The sequence below is a fragment of the Nonomuraea pusilla genome (assembly GCF_900109355.1).
Taxonomy (GTDB): Bacteria; Actinomycetota; Actinomycetes; order Streptosporangiales; family Streptosporangiaceae; genus Nonomuraea; species Nonomuraea pusilla.
Map to the genome: position 1 here is coordinate 237,373 of NZ_FOBF01000005.1, position 21,124 is coordinate 258,496.

11 protein-coding genes are annotated in these 21,124 nt (G+C 75.1%); 7 read left to right on the forward strand and 4 right to left on the reverse strand.

The annotated features are described in order from the left end of the window. Positions 1-23 precede the first annotated feature (23 nt). From lysS to xylA, 4 genes are all read right to left on the reverse strand, one after another. A complete protein-coding gene (gene lysS / locus BMX74_RS12865; RefSeq protein ID WP_091100412.1) occupies positions 24-1,628 on the reverse strand; it encodes a lysine--tRNA ligase in 1,605 nt (534 codons plus the stop codon). An 86-nt stretch (positions 1,629-1,714) separates the two neighbouring features. After that, the gene (locus BMX74_RS12870) at positions 1,715-2,818 is read right to left on the reverse strand and encodes a Gfo/Idh/MocA family protein (protein WP_218153947.1); all 1,104 of its coding nucleotides are present in this window, start codon (positions 2,816-2,818) and stop codon (positions 1,715-1,717) included. Then, the gene (locus tag BMX74_RS12875) at positions 2,815-3,558 is read right to left on the reverse strand and encodes a sugar phosphate isomerase/epimerase family protein (protein ID WP_091100415.1); all 744 of its coding nucleotides are present in this window, start codon (positions 3,556-3,558) and stop codon (positions 2,815-2,817) included. Before BMX74_RS12875 ends, BMX74_RS12870 begins: the two co-directional genes overlap by 4 nt. Next, on the reverse strand, positions 3,555-4,706 hold the full coding sequence (xylA, locus tag BMX74_RS12880) for a xylose isomerase (RefSeq protein WP_091100418.1): 1,152 nt from the start codon (positions 4,704-4,706) through the stop codon (positions 3,555-3,557). The genes BMX74_RS12875 and xylA overlap by 4 nt, the downstream gene beginning before the upstream one ends. A gap of 90 nt (positions 4,707-4,796) precedes the next feature. Between xylA and BMX74_RS12885 the strand changes: the two genes are divergently transcribed. The 7 genes from BMX74_RS12885 to BMX74_RS12920 all read left to right on the forward strand — a co-directional run bounded on the left by BMX74_RS12885 (position 4,797) and on the right by BMX74_RS12920 (position 21,123). Further along, complete coding sequence (locus BMX74_RS12885; RefSeq protein ID WP_091100420.1) at positions 4,797-5,993, forward strand: ROK family transcriptional regulator; 1,197 nt, start codon at positions 4,797-4,799, stop codon at positions 5,991-5,993. An 829-nt stretch (positions 5,994-6,822) separates the two neighbouring features. Then, positions 6,823-7,845 carry an alpha/beta fold hydrolase gene (locus BMX74_RS12890; protein WP_143078637.1) on the forward strand — a complete coding sequence of 341 codons (1,023 nt, stop codon included), beginning with the start codon at positions 6,823-6,825 and terminating at the stop codon, positions 7,843-7,845. Beyond that, on the forward strand, positions 7,842-9,326 hold the full coding sequence (locus BMX74_RS12895) for a hypothetical protein (protein WP_337959846.1): 1,485 nt from the start codon (positions 7,842-7,844) through the stop codon (positions 9,324-9,326). Before BMX74_RS12890 ends, BMX74_RS12895 begins: the two co-directional genes overlap by 4 nt. Positions 9,327-9,757: 431 nt before the next feature. Then, the gene (locus BMX74_RS12905) at positions 9,758-17,224 is read left to right on the forward strand and encodes a type I polyketide synthase (protein WP_091100427.1); all 7,467 of its coding nucleotides are present in this window, start codon (positions 9,758-9,760) and stop codon (positions 17,222-17,224) included. A gap of 101 nt (positions 17,225-17,325) precedes the next feature. Then, on the forward strand, positions 17,326-19,539 hold the full coding sequence (locus BMX74_RS12910) for an MMPL family transporter (protein ID WP_091100430.1): 2,214 nt from the start codon (positions 17,326-17,328) through the stop codon (positions 19,537-19,539). Positions 19,540-19,599: 60 nt separating this feature from the next. Further along, entirely contained in the window at positions 19,600-20,217 is a 618-nt protein-coding gene (locus tag BMX74_RS12915; RefSeq protein WP_055504507.1) for a hypothetical protein, read from the forward strand. A gap of 117 nt (positions 20,218-20,334) precedes the next feature. Then, positions 20,335-21,123, forward strand: a complete 789-nt coding sequence (locus BMX74_RS12920) for an SDR family NAD(P)-dependent oxidoreductase (protein ID WP_143078638.1) — start codon at positions 20,335-20,337, stop codon at positions 21,121-21,123. Position 21,124 lies beyond the last annotated feature (1 nt).

Here is a 21,124-nt window from a genome sequence, read left to right on the forward strand (position 1 = left end):
GTACAACATTACGCACGGCCCATTCAGGGGCCGACCAGGTCGCGGACGCGGTCGGCGCCGACCGCCAGAAGCAGCGTGGGCAGGCGCGGACCGGTGTCGCGCCCCACCAGCAGCCGGTACAGCAGCGCGAAGAAGGCCCGCTGCGCCGCCTTCAGCTCGGGCGTCGCCGGCGCGTCGGCGGCGAGCCCCGCCTGGAGCTTCGGCACGCCGTACACCAGCGTGGTCAGGCCGTCGAGCGACCAGTGGGCGTCGAGGCCGTCGAGCAGCAGCCGCAGCGACTCGCGCTCGGTCTCGCCGAGCGAGCCCAGCAGCTCGTGGTCGGGCTCCCGGCGCACCCGGGTGCGCTGGTCGGGGAGCATCTGCGTGTCGACCCAGCGCTGCGCGCGGTCGAGCCGCGGCCGCGCCTCGTCGAGATCGGCGACGCCGTCGACGTCACGCAGGATGCGCAGCGTCTGGTCGGGGTCGCCGGTGGTGATGTCGACGACCGAGGCGAGCGTGCGGTACGCCACCGGGCGCGGCGTCACCGGCAGCGGCCCCTCGGCCGTGGACACCGCCCGCCGGTACGCCGCCAGCTCCGCCGGCTGCGCCTGCCCGGCGGCGACCTTGCGGCCGAGCGCGTCCCACTCGTCGTAGAGCCGCTGGATCTCCTGGTCGAAGGCGATCTTGAACGACTGCGCGGGCTTGCGGCGGGCGTACAGCCAGCGCAGCACCGGAGCCTCCATGATCTCCAGCGCGTCGGCCGGGGTCGGCACGTCGCCCTTCGAGCTGCTCATCTTCGCCATGCCGGTGATGCCGACGAACGCGTACATGGGCCCGATCGGCCGCTCGCCGCCGAAGACGTCGCCCACGACCTCCCCGCCGACGATCCACGCCGAACCCGGCGAGTGGTGGTCGACCCCGGACGGCTCGAACACGACCCCCTCGTACGCCCAGCGCATGGGCCAGTCGACCTTCCACACCAGCTTGCCGCGGTCGTGCTCGGCCAGGCGCACCGTCTCGCCGAAGCCGCACTCGCAGGTGTAGGCCAGCTCGGTGCTCATGTCGTCGTACGCGGTGACCGTCGTCAGGTCACGCTCGCACAGCTCGCAGTACGGCTTGTAGGGGAAGTACTCCTCCACCTGCTTCGTGCGGTACCGGGACAGCACGGCGTCGATCCTGGCCCGCTCGCGCACCGCCCGCAGGATCTGCTCCCTGTACGCCCCCGACGTGTACTGCTCCGTCTGGCTGATGGCGTGGACCACCACGCCCAGCTCGGCCAGCGCCGCCGTCATGGGCGCCTTGAAGTGCTCGGCCCAGTTGGGGTGAGGGCTTCCGGGCGGCGCGGGCACCGACGTCAGCGGCTTGCCGATGTGCTCGGCCCACGACGGGTCGACGCCCGCGGGCACCCTGCGGAAGCGGTCGTAGTCGTCCCACGACAGCAGGTGGACGCACTCGTGGCCGCGCCTGCGGATCTCGTCGGCCACCAGGTGCGGGGTCATGACCTCGCGCAGGTTGCCCAGATGGATCGGCCCCGACGGGCTCAGGCCCGAGGCGCAGACGATCGGTTTGCCCGGGGAACGTCGCTCCGCCTCGGCGATCACCTCGTCCGCGAACCTCGAGACCCAGTCGGTCTCCGCACTTTCCGCCATCGCGCCATTCTCGCGGCTCCGCGGAGATCAGGCGAACACATCGCCCGGTTCCGCCCGCCCCGGCACGGGACCGGGGCGGGCGGGTCTCACGACAGGGTGCGCGCGTACGGGTCCCAGTCCTGCGGGAGCGGCTCCGGGGGCGCGACCGTGGAGCGCACCGGCAGGAACTCCCCGCGCTCGCCCGCCGCGGTGATGGCCGTCATTAGGTCGAGCACGTGCGCGGCCAGCTCGCCCGACGCGCGGTGGGGCGTGCCCGCGCGCAGCGCCCTCGCCAGGTCGAGCACGCCGATGCCGCGTCCCGCCGTCGTCCCCGCCACCGGCAGCTCCCGCCAGTCGGCGTCGGCCGGGCCGCGTGCCAGCAGCGGCCCCTCGAAGGTGTTGGGGTCGGGCAGCGACAGCGCGCCCTCCGTGCCGATGATCTCGATCATCCGCCGGTTGACCGCCGAGTCGAAGCTGAACGTCGTCGTCGCGGCCGTGCCGGGGAAGTCGATCAGCGCGTGGACGTGCGTCGGGACCGCCACCGGGAACGCCGTCCCCGCCTTCGGGCCCGACCCGACCACCCGGTGGTCGCGCGCCCGCCTCGTCCTCGCCGCCACCCGCGCCGCCGGGCCGAGCAGCGCGACCAGCGCGGTCAGGTAGTACGGGCCGAGGTCGAACAGCGGGCCGCCGCCCGGCTGGTAGAAGAACTCCGGGTTCGGGTGCCACGACTCGGGGCCGAGGTTCTGCGTCGCCGCCGTCACCGCCACGGGGACGCCGATCAGGCCCTCCCGCAGGGCCCGCAGCGCCGACTGCAGCCCGGTGCCGAGGAAGGTGTCGGGCGCGCCGCCGAGCCGCAGGCCCCTGCCGTCCGCCTCCGCCGCCACCTTGGCCGCCTCGTCCAGGTCCAGCGCGAACGGCTTCTCGCCGTACACGTGCTTGCCGGCGCGTAAGCTCCGCAGCGCCACCTCGGCGTGCGCCGACGGCACCGTGAGGTTGACGACGATCTCCACCTCCGGCACCGCCAGCACGTCGTCCAGCGTGCCCGACACCGGCACGCCGAACTCGCCCGCGACGGCCGCAGCCCGGTCCGTGTCGAGGTCGGCCACGCCGATCACCCGTACGTCGGGGAAGGCGGTGAGGTTGCGCAGGTACTGGCCGCTGATGACGCCCGCCCCGACGAGCGCGACCCCCACCGGCCCCGCCGGGCTCACCGGCCCTCCAGCCCGGTCAGGTAGGCGTGGCTGTCGGCGAGCGCCGCGAACACGTCGCCCGCGCACGAGTCCAGCTCCACCACCCGCCAGGCGCCGGACGCGGCGTCGAGCACCGCGGGCACCGGCATGGCGCCCGCGCCCACCGCCGTGTGCGGCTCGTCCCTGGCCACCGGGCCGTCCTTGACGTGCAGCGCCAGCACCCGGTCGCCCAGGCGGCGCAGCAGCGCGGGCACGTCCGCGCCGCCCACCGCCGCCCAGTACGTGTCCACCTCCAGGAACACCTCAGGCGCCAGCAGGCCGGCCAGCGCCTCCAGCGCGTGCCTGCCGTCCACCAGCGGCTCGACCTCCCACCAGTGGTTGTGGTAGCCGAGCCGTACGCCGTGCTCCGCGGCCCGCTCCGCCAGGCCGTTCAGCCGGTCGGCGGTGCGGGCGAGCCCGTCGGGCGTGGTGAACTCCTCCGGCGGGAAGCCCGCAGGGATGACCACGAGCTGGGCGCCGATCGTGGCGACCGCGTCGAACACCTCGGCCGGGTCGCGCTCCAGCAGCGCGTACGCGTGGGTGCTCGGGACGATCAGGCCCAGGTCGTCGGCCACCTGCCGGAAACCCTTGGGGTCGGACATCGGGTCGAAGGGCTCCACCGCGCGGTAGCCGATCGCTGCCAGGCGGCGCAGCACGCCGTCGCGGTCGGCCGCCAGCGGTTCCCTGACGGTGTAGAGCTGGACGCTGATCGGCTGCATCATCCACGGACCCCCATGAGGTGTTCCAGAGCGAGCTGGTTGAGCCGGGTGAAGTGGTAGCCGCGCGCGGCGGCCGCGTCGAGGTCGAAGTCGTCGTCCGCCAGGTCGGCCAGCGTCTCGCCGGGCGCGAGCGTCGGCTGGGCCAGCTCGTCCACGCGGGAGGCCAGCAGCGCCTCCCGCACCTCCGGGTCGGCCCTGAAGGCGCGCGACTTCTCCTTCAGGATCAGGTACGTTCGCATGTTCGCGGCGGCGGAGCCCCAGACGTCCTGGGCGTCCTCGGTGCGCAGCGGCTTGTAGTCGAAGTGGCGGGGGCCGTCGTAGCCGCCGTTCTCCAGCAGGTCCACCAGGAAGAACGCGCTCTTCAGATCCCCGTGGCCGAAGATCAGGTCCTGGTCGTACCTCGGGCCGTGCTGCCCGTTGAGGTCGATGTGGAAGAGCTTGCCGTGCCAGAGCGCCTGGGCGATGCCGTGGACGAAGTTGAGCCCCGCCATCTGCTCGTGGCCGACCTCCGGGTTGAGCCCCACCATCTCAGGGTGCTCCAGCTCGCCGATGAGCGCCAGAGCGTGTCCGATCGTGGGCAGCAGGATGTCGCCGCGCGGCTCGTTCGGCTTCGGCTCGATGGCGAAGCGGATGTCGTAGCCCTTGTCCAGGACGTACCCGCAGAGCAGGTCGAGGGCCTCCTTGTAGCGTTCGAGCGCGGCGGTGACGTCCTTGGCGGCGTCGGACTCCGCGCCCTCGCGCCCGCCCCAGCACACGTACGTCGTCGCGCCGAGCGACGCGGCCAGGTCGAGGTTGCGCATGACCTTGCGGATGGCGTGCCGGCGGATGTCGCGGTCGTTGCTGGTGAAAGCACCGTCCTTGAAGACGGGATGGGTGAACAGGTTCGTCGTGGCCATCGGCACCTTCATGCCGGTCTCGTCGAGCGCCTTGCGGAAGGCCGCGACGGCCCTGTCCCTGTCGGGCTCGACGGCGAGCAGGTCGTCGTCGTGGAAGGTGACGCCGTACGCGCCCAGCTCGGCGAGCCGGTGCACGGACTCGACCGGGTCGAGGGCGGCGCGGGTGGCGTCGCCGAACGGGTCGCGGGCTTGCCACCCGACCGTCCAGAGGCCGAAGGTGAACCGGTCCTCAGGAGTCGGGGTGTAGGCGGGCATGTCTACCTCCGGCACGGTATTAGTCCATAATCTGTACATAATCCTGAGGAGGTGGGTGTGGCGGCGTCAAGAGGGGTCAGGCACGATGCCATGCGCGCCCGCAACATGGCCGTCGTGCTCGGCGCGATCCACCGCACCGGGCCGCTCAGCAGGGCCGCGCTCGCCGAAAGCACCGGCCTCACCAAGACCACGGTGTCCAAGCTCGTGTCCGACCTGCTGGAGGCCGGCGCCGTCAGCGAACGCGGCGCGGTACGCGGCGGCGAACGCGGCAGGCCGGGCGTCGCCGTCAGCCTCAGCGGCGAACGCGTCGCCGCGCTCGGCCTGGAGATCAACATCGACTACCTGGCCGCCTGCGTCGTCGATCTCACCCGCGCCGTGCGGCTGCGCCGCACCCGCACCGCCGACAACCGCAACTCCAACCCCGGCGACACGCTGGAGGCCCTGCGCCGCCTCGCCGACGAGGTCGTCGCCGAGGCGGCGGCGGACGGGCTGCGCGTCATCGGCGCGGCGCTCGCCGTGCCCGGCCTGGTCGAGGGCGGGCTGCTGCGCAACGCCCCCCACCTCGGGTGGCGGGACGTGCGCGTGACCGGGCTGCCGGACGTGCCGTACACGATCGACAACGAGGCGAACCTGGCCGCGCTCGGCGAGCTGTGGTTCGGCTCGGGGGCGGCCGACTTCCTCTACGTCTCCGGCGAGATCGGCATCGGCGCCGGGCTCGTCGTCGACGGGTCGCTGTTCCGGGGGGCGTACGGGCTGGCGGGGGAGATCGGGCACGTCGTCGTCGTCCCGGACGGGCCGCCCTGCCGCTGCGGGGGGCGTGGCTGCCTGGAGGTCTACGCCGGCCAGGACGCCCTCCTGACCGCCCTCGGCGACGCTCCCGCGGACCCTCCCGCGGAGGACCCTCCCGCGGGCCTGCGCGGGGACGTTCCTGCGGGCCTTCCCGGCGGCGGGACCGCCGGGGTGGCCGAGTTGGTGGCGCGGCTGGAGGCCGGTGACGGCGAGGCGCTGGCCGCCTGCGACCGGGCCGGGCACGCGCTCGGCGTGGCGCTCACCTCCGCCGTCCACCTGCTCGACCCCGGCAGGATCGTCCTCGGCGGCGTGTACGCCCCGCTCTTCCCCTGGCTGTCCGGCCCCGCCGCCGAGACGCTCACCGCCCACCTCGGCCACCTGCGCGCCACACCGGAGCTGGCCGTCTCGCAGATCGGCTCGGACGCCGCCGTCCTCGGCGCCGCCGGCCTCGTCATCCAGGACCTCCTCGCCGACCCGGTCACCGTCCTCGGCCTGTGACGCCCGTCCCAGAGGGGCGGCATCGTCCCACCCGCGTCCTTCGTCACCGTTTTTCCCGTTTAGGAGGGGTGCTGGGAGGTAGGGGCGGACGCGGGCGGTCGGACGACCGCGACCAGCCGTCCCCGTCGCCGCTCACCGACACGGCCTCGTCGTCGCACGCGGCCCGTGCCGGGGCGGGGCGACAGCAGGAGGTGAACGACCATCCTCATCCTGGTACTGGCCATCCCCGCGCTGGCCCTGATCGGTCTCATGCTCATGCAGCGGTTGGAGGAGACGCTGCTCCCCGCCGCGTCCTCACCCGAATCGCGGCGCGAACGCACGCCCCCGGAGCGCCGCCCGGCCTCCCGCGCTCATCTCCACGCCGCGAGAGACGGCGCCCCCAGGGCGACGCGCCGGCAGCCGTCCCGCCGGACGGCCGCGTGCACGCGCCGGAGAAGCGCCATGCAGGCGGCCCAGTGGGCGCAGCCGCCGCACCACCCCCAGCGCCTGGAACGGCCCGAGCCTCTGAAACGCCCGAAGCGGCCGGAGGAGCCCGCGCGACCCTCCGCCCCGGCGCCGGAAGCGGCCTCCAGGGCCGCCGCCTGAGCGGGCGGAACGCTCACGGCTCCGGCGGCCCGGTACGCGACCTTCGTCTCGCGCGCAGGGAGGTCACAGCCGGAACATGAGCCCCCGTGCGCCACCCGGCGGACTGCCCGCCTGCTCCGCCGGGCGCAGGGGCCACCCGTCCTACCGCCCGGGAAGTAGCCCCAGGTGCCCCCCGCCGGCCGACGACGCGCCGCGCCCGCCGGGCGAGGATCGCGGTGACGCGGACGCGGCGAAGGGGTGCCGAATGCCTGGGCGGAGCATCAAGAAGATCGTCAGGGTGGTGCTCGCCGTCCTGGTCGGGCTGCCGGTCGCGGGAGTGGCCGCCCTCCTCGTCTGGGACCCGGACGTCGGCACCGACCCGCGTAGGCAGCTCCTCCCCGGCGTGCGGATCGACCTGCGGACCGCAGCCACCCGGCTCGGCCCGGTCGAGTACGACCTGTACGGCGCCGAAGGCCCCGTCGTGCTGTCCGTCCACGCCGGGCTCGGCGGCGCCGACCAGGGACGCCTGTTCGCCTCCTGGCTCCAGAAGGACGGGTTCCGCATCCTCAGCCCCTCGCGCCCCGGCTACGGCGGCACCCCGCTGGAGGGCGGCCGCACCGACGAGGAGCAGGCCGACCTGCTCGCCGCGCTGCTGGACGAGCTCGGCATCGACCGGGTCGGCGTCCTCGCGGTCTCCGCGGGGGCCCCGGTGGGCTACGCCTTCGCCGCGCGTCACCCGGACCGGGTCTGGGCGCTGGTCTCCGTGGGCGGCGTGAGCCGGCCCGTGCCGTCCGAGCCGGGGTCGTCCCTGCAGCGGACGTTCATGACCACCGTCGGCCAGAAGCTCACCCTGCTGACCGCGCGGCTCTCGTTGGAGAGCGTCGTCGCCGCGACCCTGGACGAGACCAGCACCTTCACGGAGGAGCAGCGGCGGGCCAGGGCCGCGTACATCATGCGTACGCCGCCCGTGCGGGCGTTCTTCGCGGCGATGTTCGACACGACGTTCCCGTACGAGCGGCGCTGGACGGGCACCGACAACGACGCCGAGCAGGCCCGGCGGGGCGTGCCCCCGCTGGAGCGGATCACGGCTCCGACGCTGGTGGTCCACGGCATGCGGGACGGCGACGTGCCGTTCGAGCACGGGAAGTCGGCGGCCGAGCGGATCCCGGGCGCCCGGCGGTACTGGATGGAACAGGACGACCATCTGGGCTTCTGGCTCGGCCCCGCGGCGGGCCGGGCGCAGGCCGCGGCGAGCGCGTTCCTCCGCGGCAACGCGCCCTCGATGTGAATCCGCGCCGCCCGCTCGGCGAGGGCCGGGGGTCCGACACCAGGAAGATCGGCTTCCACGACGTCCGGCTCGACCAGGCCGACGGCGCCTTCACGATCGTGGTCAACGGCTCGCCGGTCTTCGTCCGCGGCGTGAACTGGATCCCCGACGACTGCTTCCCGTCCCGGCTGACGCGCGACCGCCTGGCCGAGCGCCTCACCCAGGCCGTCGAGGCCAACGTCAACCTGGTCAGGGTCTGGGGCGGCGGACGCTACGAGAGCGAGGACTTCTACGACCTCGCCGACGAGCTGGGCCTGCTGGTCTGGCAGGACTTCCCCTTCGCCTGCGCCGCCTACCCGGAGGAAGGGCCCTTCGCGGGCGAGGTCGAGGCCGAGGCCCGCGAGCACGTCGCCCGGCTGAGCGCCCGCCCGAGCCTGGTGCTGTGGTGCGGCAACAACGAGAACATCGAGGGCCACGCCGACTGGGGCTGGCAGGAGAAGCTGCAGGGCCGCTCCTGGGGGGCCGGCTTCTACTACGACCTCCTGCCGAGGGTGGTCGCCGAGCTCGACCCGACGCGTCCGTACTGGCCGGGCAGCCCCTACTCGGGGGCTCCCGACCTGCCGCCCAACGACCCGGCGCGCGGCACGATCCACATCTGGGACGTGTGGAACCGCGAGGACTACTCCCGCGACGCCGCCTACCGCCCGAGGTTCGTCGCCGAGTTCGGCTTCCAGGGGCCCGCCGCGTACGCCACCCTGCGCCGGGCCGGCTCGGAGGCGACGCTCACCCCCGGGTCCACGCACCAGAAGGCGATCGACGGCCACGACAAGCTGCTGCGCGGCCTGGGCGAGCACCTGCCCCAGCCGCGCGACTTCGACGACTGGCACTACCTGACCCAGCTCAACCAGGCCCGCGCGGTCGCCTTCGGCGTCGAGCACTTCCGCGCCCAGTGGCCGTCCTGCACGGGCACGATCGTCTGGCAGCTCAACGACTGCTGGCCGGTCGTCTCCTGGGCGGCCGTGGACGGCGACGGCAGGCCCAAGCCCCTGTGGTACGCGCTGCGCCGCGCCTACGCCGACCGGCTGCTCACCGTGCGGGACGGCGCCGTGGTCGCGGTCAACGACTCGCCCGAGCCGTGGGCGGGGGAGCTGGCGCTGGAGCGCCTCGGCCTGGACGGCGTCACGCTGGCCGAGGAGAGCGTCCACGTCGAGGTGGCGCCCCGCTCGACGGCCGAGGTCGGGCTGCCCGCGTCCGTCGCCGTCCCCGGCGACCCGTCGGCCGAGCTGCTGCGCGCCACCCTGGACGGCTCCCGCACGCTGCGCTTCTTCGCGGAGGACCCGCAGGTGGCGTTCCCCGTCGCCGCGTACGAGACGCGCGTCGTGCCCGAGCCCGGCGGCGTGGCCGTCACCGTCACCTTTTACGTCGCCACGGAGCGCGAGCTCGACCCAGAGGCGCTGGTCAGCCGCCCGGTGCTGCGCTGCCTCGACGAGGCCCGGCCGTGATCGCGCTCGGTCTCGACCTCGGCGGCACCAAGTTCGCGGCGGCGGCGGCCGAACCCGGGGGCGTCGGGGCGCGATGACCCCGGTCGCGGGCGCCGAGCCAGGCGGCGCCCGCGACCGGCTCTCCTTAGCCCGCGAGAGTGCCGCGAGCGGCGGTTCCCTGGCCCAGCCCCGGTGGGCCGTCGCGTGAAGCGGCGCCCGCGGGCCCGTTCGGGCCGTCGCGGTGTTCCTCCTACTCCGGCGCTCTGTCCTGGTCCTTCGCCCCGGACGGCCACCTGGTGGTGTCCTTCGGCGGCGCCGTGGTGAAGCCGTGGCGCAGCGGACGAAGAGGCCCGGCCGCCACCCCGGCGAACCGAGAGCCCCAAGCGGTCGATCCACCACCTCCTCGTCACGCTACGTGATTTGCTGTTTCCTTACGGTGAGAGGAGGGGTTCATGACCACACCACGAGGCGGGGCCGCGGACGGTGCCGTGGCGGTGGTCGGCGTCGGCTGCCGGCTCCCCGGCGGGATCTGCGATCTCGACGGGCTGTGGCGCGCGCTGATGGAAGGGGCCGACCTCGTCGGCGAGGTGCCGGCGGACCGCTTCGACGTCCTGCGCTGGGTCGACGAGGAGCAGCCGCGCGACGACAGGAGCTACACCCGGGCCGGAGGCTTCCTGCGCGACGTCGACAGGTTCGACGCCGCCTACTTCCGGATCTCCCCGAAGGAGGCCGCCGCCATGGACCCCCAGCAGCGGCTGCTGCTGGAGATGACCGCCGAGGCGCTGGACGACGCGGGCATCGACCCGGCGTCCCTGGCCGGCACGGACGCCTCGGTGTTCGTCGGGATCTCCGACACCTCCTACGGCGTCCAGCAGATGCTCGAACCCCACGGCGCCAACGCGTACACGATGGTCGGCTCGGCGCTGTCGATCGCCGCGAACCGGCTGTCGCACGCCTTCGACCTGCGCGGCCCCAGCATGGCGGTCGACACCGCGTGCTCGTCCTCGCTGCTGGCCGTGGAGCGGGCCTGCAAGGCCCTGCTGGAGGGCGCCGGGCGGGTGGCGCTCGCCGGCGGGGTGAACCTGCTGATCTCGCCGCGCACGTACGTCGGGTTCAGCCAGGCGGCGATGCTCTCCCGCCGCGGCCGGTGCGCCGCCTTCTCCGCCGCGGCCGACGGCTTCGTCCGCGCCGAGGGCGGCGGCGTCGTCGTGCTCAAGCGCCTCACCGACGCCCTCGCCGACGGCGACCGCGTCCACGGCGTCGTCCTGGCCGCCGGCACCAACAACGACGGCCGCACCAACGGGCTCGCCCTGCCGAACGCCGACGCCCAGGAGGCCCTGCTGCGGCAGCTCTACGAGCGCGCCGGCATCGACCCCGACGACCTGGTGTACGTGGAGGCCCACGGCACCGGCACGCAGGCGGGCGACCGCGCGGAGTGCCTAGCCCTGGGCCGGGCGCTGGGCGGCGCCCGCACGGGCGAGGCGCTGCCGATCGGCTCGGTGAAGTCGAACCTCGGGCACCTGGAGCCGGCCTCCGGCATGGCCGGGCTCCTCAAGGCGCTGCTGGTGCTCAGGCACGGCACGCTCCCCGCCTCGCTGCACGCCGAGGAGCTCAACCCCGCCATCGACTTCGACGGGCTCGGGCTGTCGGTGGTCACCGAGGCCCGGCCGCTGCCCGCAGGGAGCGCACGCCCCGTGGTGGGCGTCAACTCGTTCGGCTTCGGCGGGAGCAACGTGCACGTCGCGCTCACCGCCCCTCCGCGCGCCGAGGAGAGCCCGGCGCCCGCGCCCGCCGCGCCGCTGCCGGTGATGGCGTCCGCCAGGACGCCGCAGGCCCTTCGCCAGGCGGTCGAAGCCTTCGCCGACAGGCTGGACACACTGCCCGACGACGACTTCTACGACGTCGCGTACACGGCGTGCGTCCGCAGGGGCGCCCACCCGCACCGGGTCGCGGTCCTCGCGGCGTCGCCGGGCGAGGCCGCCCGCGAGCTGCGGCGGCAGGCGGCGGAGAGCGGCGCCGAGGCCGTCGGCGACGGCTCGGTGGCCTTCGTCTTCTCGGGCAACGGCTCGCAGTGGGCGGGCATGGCCGCCGACCTGCTGGCCGAGGACGGCGCGTTCCGCGAGGCCGTCGAGGAGGTGGACGCCGCGCTGGCGCCGCACCTCGGCTGGTCGGTGCTGGCCGAGCTGGCGCTGCCGCCGCAGCGGTGGCGGCTGTCGGCGACCGAGGTGGCGCAGCCCATGCTGTTCGCCGTGCAGGCCGGTCTCGTCGCGTCGCTGGCCGCCTCGGGGGTGCGGCCGGCCGCGGTGCTCGGGCACAGCGTCGGCGAGGTCGCCGCCGCGTACGCCGCGGGAGCGCTGACGCTGGAGCAGGCCGCGCTGGTGATCGCGGCCCGCGGCACGGCGCAGGCCGTCACGAGGGGCAGGGGCAGGATGGCCGCCGTCGGCCTGTCCGAGTCACGGGCCCGCCAGGCGCTCGCGGCCCACCCCGGCCTGGAGATCGCGGCGGTCAACACCGAGGGGGACGTCACCGTCGCGGGCCCGGAGGACCAGCTCAAGCAGCTCGTCGCCGCTCTGGAGGGCGACGGGACGTTCGTCCGCCTCCTCGACCTCGACTACCCGTTCCACAGCAGCGCCATGGACGTCGTCCGCGCACCCCTGGAGCGGGCCCTGGACGGGCTGGCCCCGCGCCCGGCGCGCATCCCGATGATCTCCACCGTGACCGGCCGCCCGCTGTCCGGCGACGAGCTGACCGCCGGCTACTGGTGGCGCAACGTCCGCGAGCCCGTCCTGTTCGGGGCGGCCGTCGAACACGTCCTCGGCGAGCACGCCGACGTGCTGGTGGAGATCGGGCCGCACCCCGTGCTGCGCTCCTACCTGCGCCGCGCCGCCGGCTCCGCCCGCCGCGCCGCGGTCGTGCCCACCCTGCGCGCCGGCGAGCCCGGCCCGTCCCACCTGCGCGCCGCCGTCGCGGCCGTCATCGCCTGCGGGGGCCGCGTGCACTGGCGGCGCCACTTCCCCCGGCCGGGCCGGGTGCGTACGCTGTCCCGCTATCCCTGGCAGCGGGACCGGCACTGGATCGGCAGGCGCGGCACCTGGGAGCGCACCAGCGGCAGCGGCGAGTTCGACCATCCCCTGCTCGGCGAGCGGATGCCGGCGACGCAGCCGTCCTGGCACGGCCGCCTCGAACGCCCGCTGGTGCCGTGGCTGGCCGACCACCGCATCGGCGGCGTCCCTGTCATGCCCGCCACCGGGTACGTCGAGATGGCCCTCGCCGCCGGCCGGCTGGCCCTGCCGGAAGCGGGCGGCCCGTTGGAGGTCGACCGCTTCAGGGTGACCCGGGCGCTGACCGCGCCGGGCGACCCCGACAGCCCGCCCGTCCACCTGCGCACGGCGCTGTCGCTGGAGACGGGCGTGCTGACCGTCTCCAGCGGCGAGGACGCCGGGCAGCCGGGGCAGGAACACGCCCGAGCCCGGGTCAGGGCGCTGCTGCGCCCGAGCCCGCCGCCGCTGGACGTCGCCGCGCTGCGCGCCCGCATGCCCACCTCGTGGGACGCCGACGACTTCTACCGCCGCACCCGGGTCGGCGGGCTGGAGTACGGGCCGGCCTTCCGCGTGCTGACCGGGCTGTGGTCCGGCGCGGGCGAGTCGCTGGGCCGCTACTCCTGCCCGGCCCAGGCCGAGGAGCCCTGGCACGTCCACCCGGTGGTGCTCGACAGCGGGTTGCAGGTCGGCGTGACCTGGCTGCTGGAAGCCCTGCGCGCCGGCCACGGCTTCCTGCCCTCGGCCATCGGCGCGGTCCGGGTGTGGCGCTCGCCGTCGCCCGAGGGCCTGCTGCACGTCCGCGAACGCGCGCGCGGCGACGACGAGGTGCGCTGGGACGTCACGGTGGCGGACCTCGACGGCGAGGTGGCGGTCGAGATGGAGGACTGCCGGCTGAGCCGGGCCCCGATCAACGCCGTCACGCCGCTGGCCCGCCTGCGCACGGAGCTGCGCGCGCAGCCGTACGACGACGTCCCGGGCGCGCCGTGGCCGGCCACCGCGGACGGCCCGCCCGGCACGGCGGCGGGTGAGCGGCTCGCCGAGCCTGCCAGGGTGGACGGGCGGCCCGGCACGGCGGTGCGTGAGCGGATCGCCGAGCTGCGTGCGGCCTGGTCCCTGGCCGGGCACGGAGGGGCCGCCGCCCGCTTCGAGGAGGTCTTCGCGCACGGCCTCGCGGGCGCCCTGGCCGAGGTGGCGCCGGCCACGGCCGGTGGGGTCGCCCTCGCCGAGCTGGTACGGCACGGCGTCGACCCGCGCCGCGTCCCGATGGTGGGCCGGGCCCTGCCCCTGCTCGAACGCCACGGCCTGGCAGAACGCCTCGACGGCGACCGCTTCCTGGTGCACGCCTCCCGGGTGGAGACCGAGCGGCTGAGCCGCGAGCTGTGCGAGCGCGGCATGCCGTTCGCCGCCGAGCAGGCGCTCGCGGTGCTCGCGGCCGCACAGCTCGCGCCGATCCTCGCGGGCCGGCTCGACCCCGCCGAGCTGTTCGCCTCCAGCGGCGGGGCGGAGCTGTACGAGCAGGTCTTCGACGTCGCGCCGCTGGCGGTGTTCGCCAACCGGGTGGTCCGCGCCCACGTCGAGGACGCCGTGCGGAGCCTGCCGACCGACCGGCCGCTGCGCGTCCTGGAGGTGGGGGGCGGGAGCGGCGGCACCGCCGCCGTGCTGCTGCCCGTCCTGCCCGCCGACCGCGCGCGTTACGTCTTCACCGACGTCGCCGAAGCGGCTCTGGCGCGGGCCCGGCGCCGTTTCGCGGCCTTCGACTTCGTCGACTACCGCGTCCTCGACCTCGACGCCGACCTTTCGGAGCAGGGCCAGTGGGCGTGCGGCTTCGACCTGGTGATCGCCACCCACGTCCTGCACCTGGCGCGCGACCCCGAGGCCGCCCTCCACCGCCTGTCGGGCCTGCTGGTTTCCGGCGGCCGGCTGCTGGCGGTGGAGCCGCACCGGCCGCCGGTCGTCGCCCTGGCCGGGATGGTCGAGGGGCACGACGGCGTCATGGAGGCGTCGTCCTGGCCTGCCCTGCTGGCCGAGGCCGGCTTCCGCCTCCTCGCGCACGACGGTGAGGCCGACACGCCGGAGCGCAGCAGCGTCTCCGTGCTGCTGGCGAGCGCCCCCGGCACCCGGTCGCGCGAGGAGCCCGCGCTCCCTGATGCGGCGCGGGCCTGGGTCGTCGTCGCCGAGGACGGCCTCGGGGCCGCGCTGGAGGCGCTGCTGAACGAGCGCGGCGGGCGCGCGGTCACGGCCGATCCCGCCTCCCTCGCGGAGGCGGTGCCGGCCGACGCCGCCCCCACCGGCTTCGTGTACGTGCTCGGCGGCGACGCCGAACCGACGCCGGAGGCCGCCGCCGAGACGGCGGGACGCCGCCTCGCGACGCTGCGTACGATCGCCGGCCTGCACGGGCGGCTCCCCGCCGGAGCCTTCGCGGGCCTGTGGCTGGTCACCAGGCCCAGCGGCGCGGTGCCTGAACCCGGCGCGCCCGACGGCCTGACCCACCTGGAGGACGCCGCCGTGTGGGGGGCGGCCCGCACGCTGGGCAACGAGCAGCCCGAGCTGACCGTCCGCCGGGTGAGCCTGCACCGCACCGGCGACCCGCGCGCCGACGCCGGCCGGCTGCTGGCCGAGCTGTGCCACGCCGGCGACGAGGACGAGGTCGTGCTCACCGCGGCGGGCCGCTTCGTCGCGAGGGCGATGGAGGCGGCGAACCGCCTCGGCGTCCGGCGGCCCGTCGGCGACGTCGCGCTGCGGCTGGCCGTCCGCGACCCGGGCACGGCGTACAAGCTGGTCTGGCAGCCGATGGAGCCCCTGCCGCCGGGGCCGGGCGAGGTGCTCGTCGAGACCCGCGCGGTGGGGCTGAACTACCGCGACCTCGTCCGCGCGGTGAACCTGCTGCCGTCCGAAGCGTACGACGCCGCCTACGACGGCCATCCCCTCGGCCTGGAGTGCGCCGGCGTCGTCAGCGCCGTCGGTCCGGGCGTCACGGGCCTTCGCCCCGGTGACCGGGTGCTGGCGATGGGGCCCGTCGGCATCGCGACCCACGCGACGCTTCCCGCGGCGACCGTGCGGCGCATCCCGGGCGGCCTGAGCTTCACCGAGGCGGCCACGCTGCCGCTGGCGTACGCCACGGTGGTGCACGCCCTGGGGAACTGCGCGCGGCTGCGGCCCGGCGAGACGCTCCTCGTGCACGGCGGCGCCGGAGGCGTCGGGCTCGCCGCGCTGGCCTACGCCCGGCGGCTGGGGGCACGCGTCATCGCCACCGCGGGCTCTCCCGTCAAGCGCGGTTTCCTGCGCGCGCTCGGCGCCTGCCACGTACTGGACTCGCGCGGCCTCGACTTCGCCGAGGAGGTGAAGGAGCTGACCGGCGGGCGCGGCGTCGACGTCGTCCTCAACTCCCTCGCCGGTGAGGCGCTGCACAGGAGCCTGGAGGCCGTGGCGCCGGGCGGCAGGTTCGTCGAGATCGGCAAGCGCGACATCTACGGCGACAAGCCTCTGCTGATGCGGCCCTTCGGCGACAACATCGCCTTCTTCGGCGTCGACGTGGGAGCCCTGGCGAGCCAGGCGCCGGAACGGGCGGCCGAGACCGCCGAGGAGGTGCGCAGGCTCGTGGAAGCCGGGGCGCTGCCGCCGCTGCCGCACACCGTCTACCCCGCCGCCCGTGCGGACGACGCCTTCGCGCTCATGCGGCAGTCCCGGCACCTCGGCAAGATCGTCCTCACCTTCGACCCGCTCGACGAACCCGTCGCCGTCGAACCGCGGACGCGCCCGGCGGACCTCGACCCGCAGGGCACCTACCTGGTCACCGGGGGGCTGAGCGGTTTCGGGGCGGCGACCGCCCGCTGGCTCGCCGACCGGGGTGCCCGCCATCTGGCCCTGGTCGGCCGCCGCGGGACCGCCGCCCCCGAGGCGGCCGGGCTGGTCCGCGAGCTGGACGAGCGAGGGGTCTCGGTCCGCGTCCACGCGGCGGACGTCACCGACGAGGCCGCGATGCGGCGGATCGTCGCCGGCGCCGACGCCTCCGGCCACCCGCTCCGCGGGATCGTCCACTCGGCCATGCACCTCGACGACGACCTGCTCCGAGACCTGACCGACGAACGGATCCTGGCGGTCCTGCGGCCCAAGGTGGCGGGAGCCCTCGTCCTCGACGCCGTGGCCGGTGACCGCGACCTGGACCTGTTCCTCCTCTACTCGTCGATCACCGCCACCCTCGGGCACCTGGGGCAGGCGCCCTACGTGGCGGGGAACCTGTTCCTGGAGGCGCTGGCACGCCGCCGCCGCGCCGCCGGGCGTCAGGGCCTGGCGGTGTGCCTCGGGGCCATCGGCGAGACGGGCGTCCTCGCCCGCACCGGCCAGGGCGAGGCGCTGGCGAGGTTCGGCGTGGAGCCGGTCCGGCCGGAGGAGGCGTTCGCCGCCATGGAGGACATGCTCGCCGACGGCGCCACGGTCGCGGGCGTGGCACGGTGCGACTGGAGCCGCCTGGCGCAGCTCTCGGAGATGATGAACCGGCCTCGGATGTCGCCGGTCATGCCGCCGTGGCCCGAGCCCGGCCAGGCCGGAGGCCGGCCGCCGGCGCAGGACCTGGCCGCCATGGACGACGACCAGGCGGTGGAGCACGTCAACGGCCAGCTCTCCCACCTGCTGGCGGCGATCCTGCACATGCCCGCCGACCAGATCAGCCACGACAGGAGGCTGGAGGAGTACGGCATGGACTCCCTGATGAACGCCCAGATGCACGCGTCCATCCGCCGCCAGTACGGCATCGAGATCTCCGCGCTGGAGCTCCTGCGTCAGGGCGGGACCGTCTCCGACATCACCCGCAGCGTGCTGACCCGGCTGCGCCGGCCCGGCTCCGCCGGCGCTGACGGGCCCGACGGCGTGGCTCGCTGATCCCGAGGGCACGGGCGGGGGCCGGCGCGCCGCCCCCCGCCCGGCGCCCCCTCCCGGTGCTGCTCGGTGCCGGTTCCGATCGCACAGCAGAGGACGACGACATGCCCATGCGTCTCGGCGCCCGCCGGTTCCCGCCGGACGACGGCGACGCCGCCCCGCGCCCGCCCGGCGGAGCTCCGCGCCCGTCCGCCCGCCTGGCGGCGGCCCTGCTCCGGCATGGGCACGTCGTCGTCGTGGCCTGGCTCCTCCTGGCGGCGGCGGCCGCCGTGACGCTTCCCGGCCTCGCGCACCGCCTGAGCCCGCCCCCGCTGGAGGTGCCCGGCTCCCCGTCCGCCGCCGCGGCACGGATGATCACGAAGGGGTTCCCGCAGTACGGCAGCGAGCAACTGGTCCTGGCGTTCGGCTCGGCCACGTTGCGCGCCACGGACGACGCGTATCAGGAGGCGGTGGGCGCCACCGTGCGCGCGCTGGCCGCGCTGCCGGAGATCGACGGCATGCTGCCGCTGCCCACCGGCGACGACCAGGACCCGCGCCACACGTACCTGCTGTTCGGCGTCACCGGCGACGAGGCGGCCCGCCAGCGGGCGCTTCCCGCCCAGATCGCGCTCGCCCAGCGGGCCGCCGGTGAGGCGTCGGCGGGGAAGGTCACCGTCACCGTGGTCGGGGCGAGCCCGGTGTTCGCCGACCTGATCCACGGCGACCTGCGCGACCTGCAGCGGCTCAAGGTCGTCACCGTTCCGCTGGTCGCGCTGCTGCTCGTCATCGGGCTGGGAGCCGTCGGCTCCGCCGTGGTGCCGCTGCTGGTGGCGGGAGCGGCGATCCTGGTGACGGCCGGAACGCTCTCCCTGGCCGGCATGGTCGCGCAGGTCGACTCGACGCAGCTGACCGTCGCCCTCACGGTCTGCCTGGGCATCGGCCTGGACTACGCCCTGCTCATCCTGCTGCGCTACCGGCAGTGCCGTCGTGAGCAGGGACTCGCGCCGGCCGCCGCGGCGGCGCGGGCGACCGTCACGGCGGGGGGCACCGTGTCCTGGTGCGCCCTCGCCATCCTGCTGACCGCGTGCGCCCTGTTCACGGTTCCCACCCCGTGGGTCAGGAACATCGCCCTGGCGGTGATGCTGGCCGCCGTCGTCACGGCGGCGGCCGCGCTGAGCCTGACACCGGTCCTGCTGCGGCTGCTCGACCCGTGGCTGGACTGGATGAGGCTTCCCCGCCGGAGCCGCCGTCCCGGCGCCGCGCCGCAGGCGGCCTGGCTGCGGGCGGCCCGGCGTCTGATGAGCCGCCCCGGTCGCCACGCCGTCGCCGTGACGGTGCTGCTGCTGGCGGCCGCCCTTCCGGCGCTGGGCATGCGCCTCGGCCTGCACTACGACCGTCCGTCGCTGGAGGGCACCCAGAGCGGCCTCGGGCTCGCGCAGATGGAGGCCGACCGGGTGGCCGGCGTCACCGGGCTGGTCCTGCCCCATCGGGCGGGAGGCGGCCCGGTGGACACCGCCGCCCTCAAGGAGGCCCTGCGCGACGACCCCCGCGTGGGCGCGACCGCCGCCCTCGACAACGGCCGGGACCTGACGCTGCTGCTGATCGTCGAGCGCCACCCGTCCGACAGCGCCGCCTCCGCCGCGCTGCTCCGCCACGTCCGCGAGGTGGCCCCGCGACTGCTGCCCCCGGGCCAGGAGGTGCTGGCGGCCGGCCCCACCGCCCTGCTGGCCGACCTCACCGTGCAGATCCTCTCGGGCCTGCGGCAGGCCGTGGCGCTCGTGCTGGTCTTCTCGTTCGTCCTGCTCCTGATCACCTTCCGCAGCCTGCTCATCGCGGTGAAGGCCGTGTGCATGAACCTGCTGTCCATCGCCGCCACCTTCGGCCTGCTGACCGCCTGCTTCCAGCACGCGGGCGCGACCGGCGACGTCAACCTCCTGGTGCCGCTGCTGACCTGCACCGTGGTGTTCGGCCTGTCCATCGACTACGAGGTGTTCCTCGTCCACCGCATCTCCGAGCACTACCGGCGCACGGGCGACAACACCGCCGCCGTCCTGTACGGGCTGCGGCACACGGCCCGCCCGATCACCCTGGCCGCCGCCGTCCTGACCCTCACCTTCGCCAGCCTGCTGCTCACGCACCGCAGCGACCTGCAGCAGACGGGGTTCGCCGTGGCCGTGGCGGTCACGCTCGACGCCACCCTCATCCGGATGATCCTGGTTCCTGCGCTCATGCGGCTCCTCGGCCGCTACAACTGGTGGCTTCCGCGCCCGCTGGGCCGCCTGCTGCCGCCGGCGCCGTCGTCCCACGCCCACCCCGAGTGTGTTACTAATAGTGATTGACCGATTACTGAAAGAGTTCACTCGGGAGACACGATGGGGATTCCCCCGGTTGGTCCACGCTTGACGGTCCTGACCCGCGCCCTCGGCCTCGGGGCGGCGGCCGTCCTGAGCCTGGCCGTGGCGGCCGCGCCCTCGGCCGCGCAGGGGGCGTCGGCCGACGCCGTACGGGCCGCCGGGCCCGCCACCCACCCCGCCCAGCCGGCCCGCGCCCCGCACCCGGTGCTGACGTGCAAGGCGGGCACCGCCGCACCGATCACGTTCACCCCGCAGCTCGGCCAGCAGGCCGCCAGCGTGACCGTCTCCGGCGCGCTCTCCCTGACCGGCTGCACCTCGCCCGACAACAGCCGTCCGAGGCTGCGCTCGGGCAAGCTCACCTTCACCGGCAGCGCCCTCGCGTCCTGCACCGGCATCAAGAGCGCCACCGGCAGCGGCAAGATCGTCTGGAAGGACGCCCAGGGCGTCGTCCTGGGCACCTCCACCGTCGTGCCCAACCTCGCCGGCATCGACTCCTACAACCCGGGTGACGTCCTCCTGTTCGGCGAGATCACCGACGGGGTGATGAAGGGGGTCCGCACGGCCGGCAACGCCACGCCCACCACCGACATCAGCCAGTGCTCGGCGAAGGGCCTGAGCGGCATCGAGGGCAGCGGCACGGTGTCCTTCATCACCACCAGCTGAGGTTCCCGGCGTGACCAGGCCGGCGTCTCCCGGTGCGGCAGGCAGGCCGGGCCCGCCCCGGCCCCGCACCGGGAGACGCCGGTGATCGGTTCGTACCGGCCCGGAGGGAAGGCGGAGATGGACGTTCGTGGCGCGCGGGTGCTGGTGACCGGAGCCACAGGAGGCATCGGGCGCGAGCTGGCCCGTGCCCTGGCGGCGCGCGGTTGCCGGGTGACGGTCACCGGGCGCCGCGCCGACGTGCTGAAGGCGCTGGCCGAGCAGATCGGCGGCACCGCCGTGCCGGCCGACCTGACGGATCGCGACGCCCTCGCCACGCTGGCCGCCGGCGCGGGGGAGATCGACATCCTCGTCGCCAACGCCGCGACCGCCGCGTTCGGGCCGCTGCAGGAGTGCTCGGTGGCCGAGATCGATCGGGCGCTGGACGTCAACCTGCGCGCGCCGATCGTCCTGGGCAGGCTCGTCGGCGAGCGCATGGCGCAGCGCGGGTCCGGCCACCTGGTCTTCGTCTCCTCGCTCTGGGGCAAGGCGGCCACCAGGCAGGCCTCCCTCTACAACGCCACGAAGTTCGGGCTGCGCGGGTTCGCCCAGGCGCTGCGCGAGGACCTGCGCCCGTACGGGGTCGGCGTCTCCGCGGTGTTCCCCGGCTTCGTCAGGGACGTCGGCCTGGTCGCCGACGCTGAGGTGCCGCTGCCGCGCTGGATCGGCACCCGTTCGGCACAGGACGTCGCCCAAGCCACGCTCAAGGCCATCAGCCGCGATCTCGGGGAGGTCGATGTCGCTCCGGCGTGGCTGCGGGTGGCCGCGGCGTTGGGCGCGGCCCTGCCCGGTCCCGCCATCGCGGCGCAGCGGCGCATCGCCGCGCCGATCACCGCCGCGCTCGTCCGCCACCACCGGGGGCCACGCTGAC